This is a genomic window from Bacteroides sp. MSSM.1001136sp1_RTP21357st2_D2_RTP21359_211015 (assembly GCF_040913205.1).
GTDB classification, from domain to species: Bacteria; Bacteroidota; Bacteroidia; order Bacteroidales; family Bacteroidaceae; genus Bacteroides; species Bacteroides ovatus.
Genome location: NZ_JBDFVF010000003.1, coordinates 147,081 through 164,643, shown reverse-complemented (window position 1 = coordinate 164,643; position 17,563 = coordinate 147,081). Strand labels below are relative to the sequence as shown.

At 41.5% G+C, this 17,563-nt stretch carries 16 protein-coding genes; 10 read left to right on the top strand and 6 right to left on the bottom strand.

Annotated elements, in window-relative coordinates:
- Positions 1-203 precede the first annotated feature (203 nt).
- From serC to AB5217_RS03780, 7 genes are all read left to right on the top strand, one after another.
- Positions 204-1,271, top strand: coding sequence for a 3-phosphoserine/phosphohydroxythreonine transaminase (serC, locus tag AB5217_RS03810; protein WP_368112647.1), 1,068 nt, complete (start codon positions 204-206; stop codon positions 1,269-1,271).
- 99 nt (positions 1,272-1,370) lie between these two features.
- Entirely contained in the window at positions 1,371-2,291 is a 921-nt protein-coding gene (locus tag AB5217_RS03805) for an NAD(P)-dependent oxidoreductase (protein WP_004300396.1), read from the top strand.
- 162 nt (positions 2,292-2,453) lie between these two features.
- Positions 2,454-3,701, top strand: coding sequence for a DUF1015 domain-containing protein (locus tag AB5217_RS03800; RefSeq protein WP_004311623.1), 1,248 nt, complete (start codon positions 2,454-2,456; stop codon positions 3,699-3,701).
- Between the two features lie 255 nt (positions 3,702-3,956).
- Positions 3,957-4,574: an IMPACT family protein gene (locus tag AB5217_RS03795; RefSeq protein ID WP_004300400.1), complete on the top strand. Its 618-nt coding sequence runs from the start codon at positions 3,957-3,959 to the stop codon at positions 4,572-4,574.
- Positions 4,575-4,670: 96 nt separating this feature from the next.
- Complete coding sequence (locus AB5217_RS03790; protein WP_004300401.1) at positions 4,671-5,420, top strand: C39 family peptidase; 750 nt, start codon at positions 4,671-4,673, stop codon at positions 5,418-5,420.
- Between the two features lie 79 nt (positions 5,421-5,499).
- Positions 5,500-6,585 carry an HpaII family restriction endonuclease gene (locus AB5217_RS03785; RefSeq protein ID WP_004311625.1) on the top strand — a complete coding sequence of 362 codons (1,086 nt, stop codon included), beginning with the start codon at positions 5,500-5,502 and terminating at the stop codon, positions 6,583-6,585.
- Positions 6,586-6,653: 68 nt separating this feature from the next.
- Positions 6,654-7,223, top strand: coding sequence for a nitroreductase family protein (locus AB5217_RS03780; protein ID WP_004300403.1), 570 nt, complete (start codon positions 6,654-6,656; stop codon positions 7,221-7,223).
- 186 nt (positions 7,224-7,409) lie between these two features.
- Here AB5217_RS03780 and gcvP read toward each other — a convergent pair whose 3' ends face one another.
- From gcvP to AB5217_RS03750, 6 genes are all read right to left on the bottom strand, one after another.
- The gene (gene gcvP, locus AB5217_RS03775; protein ID WP_004315900.1) at positions 7,410-10,259 is read right to left on the bottom strand and encodes an aminomethyl-transferring glycine dehydrogenase; all 2,850 of its coding nucleotides are present in this window, start codon (positions 10,257-10,259) and stop codon (positions 7,410-7,412) included.
- 112 nt (positions 10,260-10,371) lie between these two features.
- Positions 10,372-11,010, bottom strand: a complete 639-nt coding sequence (locus AB5217_RS03770) for an MBL fold metallo-hydrolase (RefSeq protein WP_004311627.1) — start codon at positions 11,008-11,010, stop codon at positions 10,372-10,374.
- 43 nt (positions 11,011-11,053) lie between these two features.
- Positions 11,054-11,674, bottom strand: a complete 621-nt coding sequence (gene rsmG / locus AB5217_RS03765; protein WP_004300406.1) for a 16S rRNA (guanine(527)-N(7))-methyltransferase RsmG — start codon at positions 11,672-11,674, stop codon at positions 11,054-11,056.
- A 113-nt stretch (positions 11,675-11,787) separates the two neighbouring features.
- The gene (locus AB5217_RS03760) at positions 11,788-12,639 is read right to left on the bottom strand and encodes an RsiV family protein (RefSeq protein WP_004326964.1); all 852 of its coding nucleotides are present in this window, start codon (positions 12,637-12,639) and stop codon (positions 11,788-11,790) included.
- Between the two features lie 144 nt (positions 12,640-12,783).
- Complete coding sequence (locus tag AB5217_RS03755; RefSeq protein WP_004306297.1) at positions 12,784-13,017, bottom strand: YecH family metal-binding protein; 234 nt, start codon at positions 13,015-13,017, stop codon at positions 12,784-12,786.
- A gap of 72 nt (positions 13,018-13,089) precedes the next feature.
- Entirely contained in the window at positions 13,090-14,175 is a 1,086-nt protein-coding gene (locus AB5217_RS03750) for a metallophosphoesterase (protein ID WP_004306295.1), read from the bottom strand.
- Between the two features lie 196 nt (positions 14,176-14,371).
- On the opposite strand from AB5217_RS03750, the gene AB5217_RS03745 reads away from it, so the two are divergent.
- From AB5217_RS03745 to AB5217_RS03735, 3 genes are all read left to right on the top strand, one after another.
- On the top strand, positions 14,372-14,770 hold the full coding sequence (locus AB5217_RS03745; RefSeq protein ID WP_004306293.1) for a hypothetical protein: 399 nt from the start codon (positions 14,372-14,374) through the stop codon (positions 14,768-14,770).
- 124 nt (positions 14,771-14,894) lie between these two features.
- Positions 14,895-17,117, top strand: a complete 2,223-nt coding sequence (locus AB5217_RS03740; protein WP_032844527.1) for a TonB-dependent receptor — start codon at positions 14,895-14,897, stop codon at positions 17,115-17,117.
- Positions 17,118-17,186: 69 nt separating this feature from the next.
- Positions 17,187-17,510 carry a heavy-metal-associated domain-containing protein gene (locus AB5217_RS03735; protein WP_032844524.1) on the top strand — a complete coding sequence of 108 codons (324 nt, stop codon included), beginning with the start codon at positions 17,187-17,189 and terminating at the stop codon, positions 17,508-17,510.
- Positions 17,511-17,563 lie beyond the last annotated feature (53 nt).

The window sequence follows — 17,563 nt, the reverse complement described above, 5'->3', positions numbered from 1 at the left end:
ATCTTTTCTGTAAGATACCTTACTTGACATCTATGGATAACAAAATGGTGTATATATCCTGTATAAACCAATAAAAAGAAAGGAAAATCTGCTTTAAAACAGTATTTTTATAAGGAAAGATTTGTGCGGCGGAAATAAATTCGTAAATTCGCAAGGTCAAAAGACAAAAGTAACGAAATTGTTAAACCAAAAACAAACTTCAAATGAAAAAGCATAATTTCAATGCAGGACCTTCCATTCTTTCGCGTGAGGTGATAGAGGATACAGCGAAGGCTATTTTAGATTTCAACGGCTCTGGTCTCTCTTTGATGGAAATCAGCCACCGCGCCAAAGACTTCCAACCTGTGGTTGACGAAGCAGAGGCATTATTCAAGGAATTACTCAATATCCCCGAAGGCTATTCGGTACTGTTCCTGGGTGGAGGTGCTAGTATGGAGTTCTGCATGGTTCCTTATAACTTCCTCGAAAAAAAAGCTGCTTACCTAAACACCGGTGTATGGGCAAAGAAAGCTATGAAAGAAGCTAAAGGGTTTGGTGAAGTTGTAGAAGTTGCTTCCTCTGCTGAAGCTACATATACTTATATCCCCAAAGATTATACAATCCCGACAGACGCAGATTATTTCCACATCACGACTAACAACACAATTTACGGTACAGAATTGAAGAAAGACCTCGATTCTCCGGTTCCGATGGTTGCCGATATGTCTTCTGATATTTTCTCACGTCCGATCGACGTTTCTAAATATATCTGTATTTATGGTGGTGCACAAAAGAATCTGGCTCCTGCTGGTGTTACATTCGTTATCGTTAAGAATGACGCATTGGGTAAGGTTTCCCGTTACATTCCAACGATGTTGAATTATCAGACTCATGTTGACAGTGGCTCTATGTTTAACACTCCTCCTGTTGTACCTATTTATGCAGCATTGCAGACGCTTCGCTGGATCAAAGCACAGGGTGGTGTGAAAGAAATGGAACGTCGTGCCATTGAAAAAGCGGATATGTTGTATGCTGAAATCGACCGTAACAAAATGTTCGTGGGTACTGCTGCCAAAGAAGACCGTTCACGTATGAACATCTGTTTCGTGATGGCTCCCGAATACAAAGACTTCGAAGCTGACTTCTTGAAGTTTGCTACTGAAAGAGGTATGGTAGGTATCAAGGGACACCGTTCTGTAGGTGGTTTCCGTGCATCTTGCTACAATGCTCTGCCGAAAGAAAGCGTACAAGCTTTGATTGATTGTATGCAGGAATTTGAAAAACTTCATTAATAATATTTTCACCACAGATTATACAGACGGACGCAGATTTTTTTTATTCTGTGAGAATCTGGGTAATCTGTGGTGAGTCTTTATAAACAGAATTAGATTATGAAAATACTTGTAGCTACTGATAAACCGTTTGCTAAAGTTGCAGTAGACGGTATCCGTAAAGAAATAGAAGCAGCCGGATACGAGTTTGCTTTACTTGAGAAATATACAGAAAAAGCCCAGTTACTGGATGCAGTGAAAGATGCTAATGCCATCATTATCCGTAGTGATATTGTTGATGCAGAGGTGCTTGATGCTGCTAAAGAATTGAAAATCGTAGTTCGCGCCGGTGCAGGATACGATAATGTGGACCTGGCTGCTGCCACAGCTCACAATGTATGCGTGATGAACACTCCGGGACAGAATTCTAATGCTGTTGCCGAACTTGCTTTGGGTATGATGGTATATGCTGTCCGTAACTTCTATAACGGAACTTCCGGTACAGAATTGATGGGCAAGAAATTGGGTATTCATGCTTATGGAAACGTAGGCCGCAATGTAGCTCGTGTTGCCAAAGGTTTCGGAATGGAAGTGTATGCTTATGATGCATTCTGCCCGAAAGAAGTAATCGAAAAAGATGGTGTGAAAGCACTTGATTCTGCAGAAGAATTGTACAAGACTTGCCAGGTGGTATCTCTTCATATTCCGGCAACTGCCGAAACAAAGAACTCTATCAATTATGCTCTGTTGAAAGATATGCCGAAAGGTGCTATGTTGGTAAACACTGCCCGTAAGGAAGTGATTAACGAAGCAGAACTAATCAAACTGATGGAAGAGCGTGCAGACTTCAAATATATCACAGATATTATGCCTGCTGCTAACGCAGAGTTTGCAGAAAAGTTTGCCGGACGTTATTTCTCAACTCCTAAGAAGATGGGTGCTCAAACTGCCGAAGCAAATATCAATGCCGGTATTGCTGCTGCTCAACAAATTGTGGGCTTCTTGAAAGATGGTTGCGAGAAATTTAGAGTAAACAAGTAAGATTCTGAATAAGTCTGCCGGATTTTTCAGGATAACTATGGTAGTATCTGAATAAAAACAATCCGTTGCAGAATGTCTTTTTTAGAAATAAGTAGTATATTTGAGCCACAGATTTTCAAGAAGTCTGTGGCTTTAATTTTTTACATATAAAATACTAATATCATGGCAATAATCAAACCTTTCAAGGGCATTCGTCCTCCGCAAAACCTCGTAGAACAGGTCGCTTCACGTCCTTATGATGTACTGAACTCTGAAGAAGCCCGCGCAGAAGCGGAAGGTAACGAAAAGTCTCTTTATCATATTATTAAACCGGAAATAGATTTCCCTGTTGGTATGGATGAACACGACGAACGGGTGTATGCTAAAGCTGCCGAGAATTTCCAACTGTTTCAGGACAAAGGCTGGTTGGTGCAGGATAATAAGGAAAACTATTATATCTATGCCCAGACGATGAACGGGAAAACGCAATACGGATTGGTGGTCGGTGCTTATGTTCCCGATTATATGAATGGTATTATCAAAAAGCATGAGCTTACCCGTCGTGACAAGGAAGAGGATCGTATGAAACATGTACGTGTGAACAACGCAAACATTGAGCCTGTTTTCTTTGCTTATCCTGATAATGAGAAGCTGGATGTTATTATAAAGAAATATACAGCAAACAAGCCGGTTTATGACTTTATCGCTCCGGGTGATGGCTTTGGACATACTTTCTGGATTGTCGACCAGGATGCAGATATTGCTACCATTACTGCCGAATTTGCTAAAATGCCTGCTCTTTATATTGCTGACGGGCATCACCGTTCTGCCGCTGCTGCATTGGTGGGAGCAGAGAAAGCAAAGCAAAATCCGAATCATCGTGGTGATGAAGAATATAATTACTTCATGGCTGTTTGCTTCCCTGCAAACCAGCTAACCATCATCGATTATAATCGTGTAGTGAAAGATCTCAATGGTTTGACTCCCGAGCAATTCCTGGCTGCACTTGATAAAAACTTTATAGTAGAAGAGAAGGGTGCGGATATCTATAAACCATCCGGCTTACATAATTTTTCACTCTATTTGGGTGGTAAATGGTACAGCTTGACTGCTAAGGCCGGTACGTATAATGATAACGACCCTATTGGTGTGCTTGATGTTACAATCTCTTCCAACTTGATTTTGGATGAAGTTTTAGGTATAAAGGATCTGCGTTCTGATAAACGTATTGATTTTGTCGGTGGTATCCGTGGATTGGGAGAGCTCAAGAAGCGTGTGGATAGCGGTGAAATGAAAGTGGCTTTGGCTCTCTATCCCGTATCTATGAAACAGTTGATGGATATTGCAGATACAGGCAATATTATGCCGCCGAAGACTACTTGGTTTGAACCGAAACTTCGTTCGGGACTGGTGATTCATAAGTTAGATTAAAAAATATCTGTAAGATGATGCGAAAATCATTGTTGATAGGGACTATATCAGTAGATGTGACGCTTGATTGATGTAGAAAAAATAGTGACGGGATATGCCCGGGATAGTGACGGTATCGTTGTGGTATACCGTCACTATTTTTATTGGATAGCGTCACTATTTTTAATTCCCCCAACTGCCTATCATCGATAAGTGGAACATTAATATTTCCAAATGATAGATTGACTTTTCTCATTAAAGCCGTATCTTTGCAACATGACTGCTGAAGATACTTATAAAACCATCATTGAGCCTTCCGAAGGTATTTATACGGAAAAACGAAGCAAGTTCATTGCTATAGCCCTTCCTGTGCGTACTCTCGATGAGATAAAGATGCATCTTGAAACGTATCAGAAAAAGTATTATGATGCACGGCATGTATGCTATGCTTATATGTTGGGAGCTGCGCGAAAGGATTTCCGTGCCAATGACAACGGAGAACCTTCCGGAACAGCGGGTAAACCTATTCTCGGACAGATAAACTCGAATGAACTGACGGATATACTGATTATAGTAGTTCGTTATTTTGGAGGAATCAAGTTGGGGACAAGTGGATTGATTGTTGCTTACAAGGCCGCTGCTGCCGAAGCGATTGCTGCCGCTACTATTATAGAAAAGACGGTAGATGAGGATGTGACGGTAATGTTTGAATATCCTTTTATGAATGATGTCATGCGCATTGTGAAAGAAGAGGAACCGGAGATTCTTAATCAGTCGTATGACATGGATTGTAGCATGACATTGCGGATTCGTCGTTCGATGATGCCTAAGTTGCGTGCACGTTTGGAGAAGGTGGAGACAGCGCGGATTCTTGATGATGAGAATATTTTGTAGGTAAAGTATTAGAAGTAGTAATAGAGATAGAGAGTGGATTGCATGATAAATAAATGTCACATAATTTTTAGTCTGTTTTTAAGTTCCTTTGTATGGATGAGCGTTCAGGCGCAAGCACAAATACAGGAAACTCAAAAACTGGCTCCTAATAATATTCCTGTTCCGTGGTATTCGCAGAAAATCGCGGGATGCCCTTACTCGCATTGCTCTCTGGCTTCTTCGTTAATGGTCTTTGATTATTTTAAGGGAATGACGGCTGATACACAACGTACAGCCCAGGATGCAGAAAAGAAACTGATTGAATATCAGCGGAACTACTTTCTGAAAAAACGTGCTCCTTTCCGTCGCCGTACTTCAATAGGGCAGGGAGGATATTATTCTTTTGAGATTGATTCGTTGACACGTTATTATGAAAACATGATAAGTGCCGAACATTTCCAGCAGAAAGATTATCGGATATTGAAAGATTATATTGATCGTGGCATTCCTGTGCTTGTAAATGTGAGATATACAGGTGCAGTTCGTGGTTTGCGTCCTGGTCCGAGAGGGCACTGGATGGTGCTTCGTGGCATTGATGATAAACATGTGTGGGTGAATGATCCCGGACGTTCGCCGGAGATGCGGACTAAAGGAGAAAACATCTGTTATCCCATTAAGAAACAGCCGGGTAACCCTTCCTATTTTGATGGTTGTTGGACGGGACGATTTATCATAGTCACTCCCAGAGAATGGATACGAAACTCCCTGTTTGCACAGGTAGGCAAGCTCCCTCCATTGGAGGAGGTGACTCATATAGTTCCTCCGGTTGTGTCGTCTGTAACCTTACCGCAGGTTATCAATCAGTAGAAGCAACTCATAGTTAGGAAAATTCAGTAGTAGAATTAAGATAGAACATTTGTAGTAAAATAAAGAAGAACAAAAATATATGGCATTTGAAGCAACCAAAAAAGAATGGTGCGAACTCTATTCTTTCTTTCGTCTCTTAGCAGATGGAAAAGTAGTGTTAGGCACAGCAGAAGCAAAGGCGGGAGATACATTTTGGCCTGTTGCAATGATTCAACGGGAAGAACATGATGGAACACGTCAATATTATATTGAAGAAGATACGATTCGTATAGAAGGAGAGAATGGGAGTAAGTCCATGCCTCGTGAAGATTTTGGTATTGTAGCTGATCTGATATTACAGGCTGTGAAATCTTCGCCGGAAAATGATGTTGCTTCTCCAGAAGGAGTAGAAGAGTTTTTAGACGAAGCTGCCATTTTCGATTTGGAAGCAAAAACAGAAGATCGCACAGATTTTTCCATTACATTTTGGCATCCGAAAGCTCCGTTAAGAGGTTTCAATGTCCGTTCACGGTTGGGCGTAATGAATCCGTTGTTGGACGGAGGACGTGCAGCGAATCTTAAACTGGAACAGAGTGGAGTCAAATTTGCCACTCCAACAGTGAATAAAATCAATGCTTTGCCTGAATCTCCGAATGAAGTTGCCGAACGGATGATGATGATCGAACGTTTGGGGGGCGTACTTAAATACGCTGATGTAGCCGACCGCGTATTCCGCAGTAATCTTTTGATGATTGATCTGCATTTTCCACGTGTACTGACAGAAATGGTTCGTATCATGCATTTGGATGGTATCTCCCGTATTAGTGAGTTGACGGAAGTTATTAAACAAATGAATCCGTTGAAGATTAAAGATGAACTAATCAATAAGCATAAGTTCTATGAATTCAAGATGAAGCAGTTCTTGATGGCATTAGTATTGGGAATGCGTCCTGCAAAGATTTACAATGGATTGGATTCGGCAGTGGAAGGTATTCTATTGGTGGATGGAAATGGAGAAGTGCTCTGTTATCATAAATCGGAAAAGCAAATAATGGAGGATTTTTTGTTTTTAAATACCCGTTTAGAAAAAGGATCTTTAGAGAAAGACAAATACGGGTTCCTGGAGAGAGAGAATGGAGTCTATTATTTCAAACTGAATGCAAAGATTGGGCTGGTCAAACGGTAGAAAAGTATAATGTATTGATGCAGTTAAACTAATAATGATGGCATACTTATATAAAATACTTGTTATCCATGAAAACAAATGAAGTTTTAGAGAACATTAAAGCACGCCGTAGCGTACGGGCTTATACTGGCCAGCAAGTTTTAGAAGAGGATTTGCAGGCTATTTTGGAAGCTGCAACTTATGCACCGAGTGGAATGCATCTGGAAACATGGCATTTTACGGCTATTCAAAATATGGATAAGTTGACAGAACTGAATGAACGGATTAAAGGGGCTTTTGCAAAAAGCGACGATTCTCGTTTGCAGGAACGTGGACATAGTAAGACTTATTGTTGCTATTATCATGCTCCGACTTTAGTGATTGTATCTAATGAGCCTACTCAATGGTGGGCTGGTATGGATTGTGCTTGTGCCATAGAAAATATGTTCCTGGCTGCCCAGTCTTTAGGTATCGGCTCTTGTTGGATCAATCAGTTGGGGACAACATGTGATGATCCGGAGGTTCGTGAATTTATTACTGCTTTAGGTGTTCCTGCCAATCATAAAGTCTACGGTTGTGTAGCTTTGGGTTATCCTGATTCGAAGATTCCAATAAAAGAGAAAAAGGTAAAGGCTAATACAATAACTATCGTTAGATAGAATACAGCTTCTTGTCTGATAAAATAAGAGGCTGTGTCGAAACTCTCATATAAAAATCACCCTCGCCACAGAAAGTTGTAGCGAGGGTGATTTCGATAAAAGGGGAGTTTTGATACATCCCCTTATTTTTGTGAGGTGATTCTTTAAGAGACAGTGCTCTGTAAATCTCTTTGGATAGACCTCTTTTTACTCGAAAGTACCATAGCGAGTGGGTAGTAGCTTACGGTCTCCCAAGGTGTTATCTACGCGAGCTACATTTATCCAGAATTTATTATCACGTACACTTTCTATAGGATAAGCTGCTTTCTCGCGTGTATATGAGTGCTCCCAACGATCACTTACAATTTCATATTCTGGATGAGGAGCATTAATCAATACATTATCATCTTTATCCGCTTCGCCATTCTTCACTTCTTGAATTTCTTTCCAGATATTCAGCATGACATCTACGAAATTGTCTAGTTCTGCCAGACTTTCACTTTCTGTTGGTTCAATCATCAACGTACCGTGGACGGGGAAGGAGAGGGTAGGAGCATGATAACCGTAATCCATCAGGCGTTTGGCAATATCATTCTCCGAGATTCCTGCTTCTTCATGTACTTTCCGGCATTCCAGAATCATTTCGTGCCCTACGAAACCGTTGGCTCCCCGATAAACAACTCCATACGTATCTTTCAGACAAGTAGCCAGATAATTAGCGTTCAGGATCGCAATTTTAGTTGCCTGTGTCAGTCCTTCTGCACCCATCATGCGGATATATCCGTATGTGATAGGCAGAATACCTGCACTGCCGAATGGAGCTGCCGATACTTGATTTTGTGAATTGCCGAAGATTCCGTGTCCGGGAAGGAAAGGAACCAAATGTTCGGCTACGCAGATAGGACCGACTCCCGGACCTCCGCCACCATGAGGGGAAGCGAATGTTTTATGAAGATTCAAGTGACAGACATCTGCACCGATGAATCCCGGATTGGTTAATCCTACCTGTGCATTCATGTTGGCTCCGTCCATATATACTTGTGCACCACAGGCGTGAATGATGTCGCAAATCTCTTTTATCTCGGTCTCGAAGATACCATGTGTAGAAGGATAAGTAATCATCAGTGCAGCCAATTCATCTTTATTTTCTTCAGCTTTTACACGTAGGTCAGCCATTTCTACATTCCCCTGCTCGTCGCATGCACAGGTAACAGTTACGAAGCCTGCCTGTATAGCAGACGCAGGATTTGTTCCGTGAGCCGAAGCTGGAATCAAGACTTTGTTACGGTGTCCCTGACCGATACTTTCGAGATAGGTGCGAATCACACGAAGGCCTGCATATTCTCCTGCAGCACCCGAATTGGGTTGTAGGCTGACCCCTGCAAACCCGGTGATAACTTTCAAATCTTCACTTAGGTTCTTGATTAATTCACGATAACCTTCTGCTTGGTCTTCCGGAACCAGCGGGTGCATACCCATAAACTCGGGACGGCTTAAAGGCAACATTTCTGCGGCTGCATTCAGCTTCATTGTACATGAACCGAGGGAAATCATGGATTGTGCAAGAGAAATATCTTTGCGGTCCAGACGTTTGATGTAACGCATCATCTCTGTTTCCGTGTGATACTTGCTGAATACTTCATGTGTCAGGAAAGGAGTTGTACGTTTTAAATCCTTGTCGATGTTGCTTCTTTCCGGAATGTCGTCTACTTTCTGGTAATCTTTTCCGGCGGCAATGGCAAAAATCGAGAGCAACACATTGGCAGCTGCCACATCTGTTGTTTCGTCAATGCTGAAACCAACATTGCCATTTTCATAATAGCGCAGATTAACTTCTTTGGTAAGTGCTATCGTGCGGATTTGCTGTGCCGAAACGTGTTCGGGCAATTCGAAACGTAAGGTGTCAAAGTATTGAGCGTTGACTTGTGTATATCCGCATTTCTTTAATTGCTTTTCAAGAAATACAGTAATGCTGTGTATACGTGATGCAATTGTAGTGATACCCTCCTGACCGTGATAAACGGCGTAAAAGCCTGCCATAGTAGCTAATAATGCTTGTGCGGTACAGATATTTGAAGTTGCTTTTTCCCGTTTGATATGTTGTTCACGTGTCTGTAAAGCCATTCGGTAGCAGAGTTTGCCATATTTGTCTTTAGACCATCCGATGATTCGTCCCGGCATATTCCGTTTGTATTCGTCTTTGGTAGCAAAGAAAGCAGCCGATGGACCGCCATAGAACATTGGGGTACCCAAGCGTTGTGTGGTTCCGAATACAATATCTGCTCCCCATTCTCCCGGAGGAGTTAGCAGGGCGAGACTTAAAATATCAGCGGCAACAGCTACTTTGCAGTCTGCGGCATGTGCTTTTTCGGTAAATTCAGAATAGTCCTCTACGTTTCCATGTGAGTTCGGATATTGCAGAATACAGGCAAACACTTCCGGTGAAGGTTCAAAATCTTTATATTTACCTACACGTAGTTCGATGCCTTGAGGTACGGCACGTGTAGTCATGACAGCTAATGTCTGCGGAAAAATATTCTCGTCTACGAAGACTACGTTCGCATTGGCTTTCTGTTGCGCGCGGGAGCGTAAGGCATACATCATGCTTACGGCTTCGGCGGCGGCAGTTGCTTCGTCCAGAAGTGAGCAGTTGGCGAGTGGCATGGCAGTAAGATCACATACGGCTGTCTGGAAATTCATCAATGCTTCCAGACGTCCTTGCGATACCTCTGTCTGGTACGGAGTGTAAGAAGTATACCATACTGGGTTTTCGAATACATTCCGCTGGATAACGGCCGGAGTGATCGTGTTGTACCATCCCAAACCGATATATGTGGTATATAGTTTGTTTTTAGCTGCCAGTTCAGCGATGTGTTTTCCAAATTCGTATTCCGTCAGTGGACTAGTCAATGCAAGCGGCTCTTTCAGCCGTATATTGGCGGGAATTGTCTGATTAATCAGTTCGTCCAGTGAGTTCACGCCAATTTTGCGGAGCATTATGGCTGTATCTTGTTCATTGATGCCGATGTGACGGCTAGCTAACAAATCGGTTTTCATAATAATCAAGTATTAAATTAAGTATTAAGTATCAAGTATTAAGTATTACTGCGGTTAATGGGCGATTAGCCTTGTTAATACCTAATACCTGATACTTAATACTTCTTTTTTATTATCTAAAAAATGGGTTTTCAGCTTTTTCCATTCCGATAGTCGTGGGAGCGCCGTGTCCCGGATAAACGACTGTTTCGTTGGGAAGAACAAATAAACGGCTGCAAATATGTTCTATCAGTTCATCGAAGTTGCCTCCTGTGAGATCAGCACGGCCGATGCTGCCTTGGAACAGGACGTCACCGGAGAACATGCAGTTGTCTTCTTTGCAATAGTACACCAAGCTGCCGGGTGAATGTCCGGGCACGTGTATTGCTTCCAGTTTGGTATGTCCGAAAGTGATGATATCTCCGTCATGCAGGTATTTGCCCAGTGGTACAGGTTCTTCCTGCAACTGAAAACCAAACATTCTGCTTTGTTTCGGTGCTTCGTCAATCCAGTACTCGTCTGCTTTGTTTGCTTCTGCCGATAACCCGAATTCTTTCAGCATGAACGGATTTCCGAAGATATGATCTAGGTGTAAATGAGTATTCAGCAGATGCTTTACATTCAGTTCATTGGTAAGAATGAACTTTTTCAGTGCCTGCTTTTCTTCTTCATAGAAACAGCCCGGATCAATTACGACTGCTTCTTTAGTGTCATCCCATAATACGTAGCAATTTACGGGAAACATATTAAATTCAAATCTTTTTATTTTCATGGTTTCTCTATGATTTATCATCTATCAGAACATATAGTCTTGTTTAAATCGGAACATATACCACTTTTTTTGTTTTAAAGAACTCTTCCTCGAAGTTGTCGCTCAAGCTATGAATGACCGTTTTATGTTTGAACGGCATTGTTTCATGCTCCAGTTCACCGCCTTTGAGACAGATAAGTCCGTTGGGCAATGCATTCTGTTGTTTCGAAGAGATATTCTTTTTAATAATCTTAATCAAATCCGCCAAAGGCATTACGGCACGGCTGACAACAAAGTCGAACGTTCGTTTCTCCTCTTCTGCACGGGCATGGCGGAAAGTCACATTTTTCAGTCCGATGGCATTTGCCACTTCGGTTGCTACACGTACTTTTTTGCCGATACTGTCTACGAGGTGGAATTTTACCTCGGGAAACAGGATTGCTAAAGGAATGCCGGGAAAACCTCCTCCTGTACCCAAGTCCATGATGCTGGTTCCGGGGCGGAATTGGATGACTTTGGCAATGCCTAATGAATGGAGCACGTGATGCTCATATAAATTCTCAATGTCCTTGCGGGAGATAACGTTGATTTTTGAATTCCAGTCAGTGTAGAGGTCGTATAGAGCTGCGAATTGTTTGCGCTGCTCTTCCGTCAGATCAGGAAAATATTTCAGTATGATTTCCACTGTTTGAATTTTGAATTATAAGTTTTGAATGATAGATGTGGATGAATATCCTATTCTGTCACATGGAAGTGATAACAACAGGATATTCATTGGTGTTCAGCTTTTTATGATTTTTAATTTTTTAGCTCTCCCAGAATCGGGTTACTGCCTAATAGATGTTCCATCATAGCAAATGGGATTGTTACCTTTACAGGTCCCATAGAATAAGGAGTGATATCGTATACATTATAATAGAAGGTGATTCCTTCTTTGCTTAGATAGAAATTTTCTGTCGGAGCGATGTCCCCGGTGGAAGCATATCCCATATCTTCCAATGCTTCGTGAGTGGTCACTTTGTTATCTGCCATGAGCTGATTCCAGATCAGGTCGGTCAATGCGTCTTTGTAGTCTCCGACAAAAATATCATCGAGGCGGAGCGGACGCATCAGGGTGAGGTCCATATTTAAATAAGTTGCCATGTAAATTCCATGTGCACCTCCGGTATATTCGTTATAGTCGATGCGATATACAAGTAGATCTTTATCATACAGTTGCACATGGCTTTCTATACCTTTATAATAAGAATACCAGGCACCGATGGAAGATTCGTCTTCCTTGTCTTTCTCATCTTCGGTATACATAGGCTCGAGATCGCGACGGTATTCGCTGATATAATTCTCGGTATATTGCTTTACAACTTCTTCCGGTTTTTCGCCGATGTATTTATCTCCGAAACAGGCCGAAATGAAATAAGTATTCAGACTGTCTTTCAGCATATCATCCGATGATTTTATCGGATAAGCAAAATTAATAATAATATTGCAGGCCGGTTTGGCTGTATCATTGAAGAGGTGAGCTGTCTTATTCACTTGAATGCTATCAAACTGTAACGCACCTGTGTTTTTGTTCATCTTGTCATGACAAGAAAACAAAAAGCCGCTTACCGAAAGTATAATTGCAAGCAGACTGACATATTGTTTTTTCATACCCATTTTTTCTGTAAATTCAACATTTGTTTTATCATTCACTATTGACAAATATAGATGAAATTCGTGAATCGGGCTAATAAAAACAGAAAAAAATGCAGCTATTTATCCCCAAAAATGGGATTGGCGGATATTATCCGCCAATCAATGCTTGCAAACTTTAGTGATATCTACTGTGAATCCATCTTCAGCAGGCATAAATTTCCCTTTCATTTTCAGAAATTCGATAAGGGTATCTACATCCATGTTTTCTGCCGAGCAAGCATAAAAACGTTGCTGTGAGCCAAACTTCTTAATGATTGCTTCCCGCAATGATGATTCCGAGTAGCTATTTCCTTCCATCATGTGGAGGACTTCATGAGCATGTAATTGTTCCATAATCTTTTTTCTGCAAAGATAGGGCAGAGATTGCTTGGAAACTGTAACATATGTGACAAAACTGCATAATATTCATTGAAAATTGAAAATAACCATTTCACTATGCGTTCCTATTCTGAAGGGTGGTCCCCAAAGAGACAATCCGGAAGATACATACACGTGACTGTTTCCCCATTGGCGATAACCGTGGCTTTGCTCGAAGATATAATCGGTCACCCAATTAATAGGCCATATTTGTCCGTGGTGTGTATGCCCACTGAATTGCAGGTCGATGCCGGCAGCTTCCGTTTTTTCCAAATCAAAAGGTTGATGATCCAATAAAATGATAGGTTTGCTTTTATCGATATTCACCATTAACTCTTGCAGGGAATGACGCTTGCGGTTATGACGGTCATCACGTCCTATCAGTTGTATGCCGTTGGGAAGTGTAACTACTGAATCGCGCAATAATTGTATTTGAGTGCTTTTAATATATCGGATACTTTCATCGATACCGCTAATGTATTCGTGATTGCCGAGAACCATATAGATACCCATAGGAGCTTTCAAGTTAGCTAATTCTTCCGCCATATTCTCTGTATAAAGAGGTACGACGCTATTATCAATCAAGTCACCACTAATCAGTATCAGGTCGGGATGCTGCGCATTTATCATTTCCACATATTTTTTTAATGCGGCTTTCCCTGTACCATTTCCCAAGTGAACATCGCTGATTGCGACGATTTTAATTGCTTGGGGAGTATCTTCATATCGTTTATTGGTTAAAATGCTGACTACATTGGTTTCCGGGTGATGATAGTTATATACCCCACATCCCAGCAATCCCAACGTGAACACTAAAGACAGATAGAACCTATATTTGTAGACAACTTTGAATAATTTCAAGATATCAAACAAAAGCAAGAATAATGCCATGTATAGAGTAAATATCAACCAACTTGTTCCAATGGTGTACATTGAATGGGAGATAAAGACAGGCATCTCAAGGTTACGAGTTAGCATCGTGCCGAAAAAGGATAAAGCACATATCCAGAATAAAACGGTCAGGAATATTTTTACTCCGAGAGATTTAACTTTCAGAGCTTGCTTTGCTCTGATAAATATGTAGGCATTACCTGCCAGATAAAGAGTGATAATGATGAGTAAATATGTAAGCATAGCGTTTACTTAAAAATCAGAGAATTTATTGGGGCAAAGATAGGTTTTATTGTTGAGTAAAAAGAGTTAATAGTGCTGATATGACTCTAAAATAGCCAAATAAAGGAAAGAGAATGTGTCTGTATCGGATTGATTGAATCTTAATTACGAAAAATTATAGGAAAATCTGTTTTTATTCTTATCTTTGTCCTCTGAAATGAAAAAACTAGCCTACATAACAGCACTTATCCTTTCTCTCCTGATTATCTATTCAGGAGGTGGAGTCTCTATTGTGCATTATTGCTGTGTCCGTTGTGAAACGGTGCAGAGCTGTTGTGATACAGGCTGTCCGAAGTGTAAAAAGACTCATACTTGTGATTCAAAAAAAGGTTGTAAAGATAAGGGTTGTACAGCTATTATCTATAAGCTTGATTTGATGAAACATACTACTGAACTGACAACATCAGCTTTAGTAGTCGATCTTTTGTGTGAGCATTTTTGCTATCTGTTGACTCCGACCTATGCGGATAAATCGGTAGAATATGATAGTCTGACCTCTCCGCCACCTCTCTGTTCGAGGCAGAAGCTGGCGCTATATTCCACTTATATTATTTAGCCACTATTTCTTTCTTATTTAATCCTTTGCTTTCAATAGAACATGAAAGTAAAGCAGCACTGAATGCAACTAAGTTGCATGAGAAATGAATTAATTTTGTATCTCGAAAGTAACTTTAGAAAGAATGAAATATATGATAATAGGACTGTTCCTGTTATTTGCCGGTAATATATATGCGCAAGTACGGGGAACAGTGAAAGATAGTACCGGGGAGGCTATTCCGGGTGCCAATGTGTTCTGGATGAATACAGGACAAGGAGTGACAACCAAAGAGGATGGTAGTTTTTCTATCACTAAACCTTCCAAAAGCCACATGCTGATTGTCAGCTTTATCGGTTTTCAGAACGACACGATTCATGTGAGCAGTAAAAATCAACAACTGGATATTGTGCTTCGTGATGGAGTGGAGCTGAATGAAGTAAATATTGTCACTCGTAAACTGGGAACGATGAAATTGCGCAGTAGCGTGATGAACGAAGACATGATAAGCAGTGCCGAATTGAGTAGAGCCGCTTGTTGTAACCTGGGGGAAAGTTTTGTGACGAACCCTTCAGTAGATGTGAGTTATTCCGATGCGGCAACAGGAGCCAAACAAATTAAATTGTTGGGGCTGTCCGGCACTTATGTGCAGATGTTGACGGAAAACATCCCGAATTATCGGGGAGCCGCCGCTCCTTATGGATTGGGATATGTCCCCGGTCCGTGGATGCAGAGCATACAGGTTTCCAAAGGAACATCTTCGGTGAAGAATGGTTATGAAGCCATCACAGGACAGATAAACGTAGAATTTAAGAAACCACAGTTGCCGGAAGCCGATTGGGTGTCTGCCAACCTTTTTGCAAGCACTACCAACCGATATGAAGCCAATGCGGACGCTACATTGAAACTTTCCAAACGATGGAGCACTTCTCTGCTGGCGCATTACGAAAATGAGACCAAGGCGCATGATGGCAACGATGACGGATTTGTGGATATTCCGCAGGTAGAACAGTATAATGTGTGGAACCGGTGGGCATACATGGGCGACCATTATGTTTTCCAGGCAGGTATCAAAGCCCTTTCTGAAACACGTACCAGCGGACAGGCCAATCATGGAGGGACAATGCACTCCGGTGACCTGTATAAAGTAGGGATCGATACGGAGCGCTATGAATTCTTCACCAAGAACGCCTATATCTTTAATAAGGAGAAGAATACGAATCTGGCTTTGATTCTTTCCACCACTTTACACAATCAGGATGCTACGTATGGACGCAAACTGTATAATGTGGATCAAACCAACGTCTATGCTTCGCTGATGTTTGAAACGGAATTTAATCCGCAAAATAGTTTCTCCGCAGGGTTGAGCTTCAATTATGACGCTTATGACCAACATTACCGTTTGGAAAATACAACGGACAATCCGCTCAAAGCCTTTGAAAAGGAAGCTGTTCCCGGTGCTTACGTGCAATATACGTTGAACCTGAATGATAAATGGATGGTAATGGCCGGTCTGCGTGGTGATTACAGTAACGAACATGGTTTCTTCGTGACTCCGCGTGCGCATCTTAAATACAATCCGAATGAATATGTGAATTTCCGTCTTTCTGCCGGAAAAGGATATCGTACCAATCATGTGTTGGCAGAAAACAACTACCTGCTTTCCAGCAGCCGTAAGGTGGAAATAGCAAAGAACCTGGATATGGAAGAAGCATGGAACTACGGTGCCAGCGTCTCTACTTATATCCCTATATTCGGCAAAACGCTGAATGTGAATGCGGAATACTATTATACGGATTTCCTGAAACAAGTGATAGTGGATATGGATAGCAACCCCCATGAAGTAGCTTTCTACAATTTGGATGGACGCTCTTATTCGCATGTGTTCCAAGTGGAAGCAAGTTATCCTTTCTTCAAAGGATTCACTCTGACAGGTGCTTACCGGCTCACGGATGCGAAAACGACCTACAAAGGTGAACGAATGGAGAAACCGCTGACCAGCAAATATAAAGGACTACTCACGGCTTCTTACCAAACTCCGCTGGGAATATGGCAGTTTGACGCTACACTGCAACTGAATGGCGGCGGCAGGATGCCTACTCCTTATGAACTGGGAGACGGACAGTTATCCTGGGAACGTCGTTATGGCAGTTTTGAACAGTTGAGTTTACAGGTGACCCGTTACTTCCGCCGCTGGTCTATCTACGTAGGAGGCGAGAACCTGACAAACTTCAAACAAAAGAATCCGATTATCGATGCGGCAAATCCCTGGGGGAACAACTTTGATTCTACCATGATTTGGGGACCGGTGCACGGAGCAAAAGGATATATCGGAATACGTTTTAACTTAGCTAGAAATAGCGAGTAAAAACGGGAAATAGCGAATGAAAGAAACGATCGCATAATAAAGAATATTAATTTTAAACTGATAAGAAAAATGAGAACAAAAAGATGGATGGCCACTTGCGTGGTGGCTCTTTTGAGTGTAACAGTTGTATTGGCAAAAGATATTCGTGTTGTTGTATTTAAAGTGTCGCAGATGCACTGTGAGAAATGCGAAAAGAAAGTAAAGGACAATATGCGTTTTGAGAAAGGGCTGAAGGATATTTCGACCGAAGTAAAAACGAAAATGGTAACCATTACGTATGACGCTGAAAAAACGAATGTAAAGAAGTTGCAGGCAGGGTTTAATAAGTTCAGTTATGAAGCCGAATTTGTAAAAGAAACAAAGAAAGACGATCAGAAGGCTGATAAGAAGTAATTGAACAAATACCTGTATTAGCTTGTTTCTATAAACAAACAAGGGTTCTTCCC

Excerpts from the sequence above, each read along its gene's own strand:
- AB5217_RS03750 (WP_004306295.1), bottom strand. The coding sequence starts at position 14,175 with ATGCTTACATATTTACTCATCATTATCACTCTTTATCTGGCAGGTAAT.
- AB5217_RS03745 (WP_004306293.1), top strand. The coding sequence starts at position 14,372 with ATGAAAAAACTAGCCTACATAACAGCACTTATCCTTTCTCTCCTGATT.
- serC (WP_368112647.1), top strand. The coding sequence starts at position 204 with ATGAAAAAGCATAATTTCAATGCAGGACCTTCCATTCTTTCGCGTGAG.
- gcvP (WP_004315900.1), bottom strand. The coding sequence starts at position 10,259 with ATGAAAACCGATTTGTTAGCTAGCCGTCACATCGGCATCAATGAACAA.
- AB5217_RS03805 (WP_004300396.1), top strand. The coding sequence starts at position 1,371 with ATGAAAATACTTGTAGCTACTGATAAACCGTTTGCTAAAGTTGCAGTA.
- AB5217_RS03800 (WP_004311623.1), top strand. The coding sequence starts at position 2,454 with ATGGCAATAATCAAACCTTTCAAGGGCATTCGTCCTCCGCAAAACCTC.
- AB5217_RS03740 (WP_032844527.1), top strand. The coding sequence starts at position 14,895 with ATGAAATATATGATAATAGGACTGTTCCTGTTATTTGCCGGTAATATA.
- AB5217_RS03735 (WP_032844524.1), top strand. The coding sequence starts at position 17,187 with ATGAGAACAAAAAGATGGATGGCCACTTGCGTGGTGGCTCTTTTGAGT.
- AB5217_RS03795 (WP_004300400.1), top strand. The coding sequence starts at position 3,957 with ATGACTGCTGAAGATACTTATAAAACCATCATTGAGCCTTCCGAAGGT.
- AB5217_RS03785 (WP_004311625.1), top strand. The coding sequence starts at position 5,500 with ATGGCATTTGAAGCAACCAAAAAAGAATGGTGCGAACTCTATTCTTTC.
- AB5217_RS03770 (WP_004311627.1), bottom strand. The coding sequence starts at position 11,010 with ATGAAAATAAAAAGATTTGAATTTAATATGTTTCCCGTAAATTGCTAC.
- AB5217_RS03790 (WP_004300401.1), top strand. The coding sequence starts at position 4,671 with ATGAGCGTTCAGGCGCAAGCACAAATACAGGAAACTCAAAAACTGGCT.
- AB5217_RS03755 (WP_004306297.1), bottom strand. The coding sequence starts at position 13,017 with ATGGAACAATTACATGCTCATGAAGTCCTCCACATGATGGAAGGAAAT.
- AB5217_RS03760 (WP_004326964.1), bottom strand. The coding sequence starts at position 12,639 with ATGAAAAAACAATATGTCAGTCTGCTTGCAATTATACTTTCGGTAAGC.
- AB5217_RS03780 (WP_004300403.1), top strand. The coding sequence starts at position 6,654 with ATGAAAACAAATGAAGTTTTAGAGAACATTAAAGCACGCCGTAGCGTA.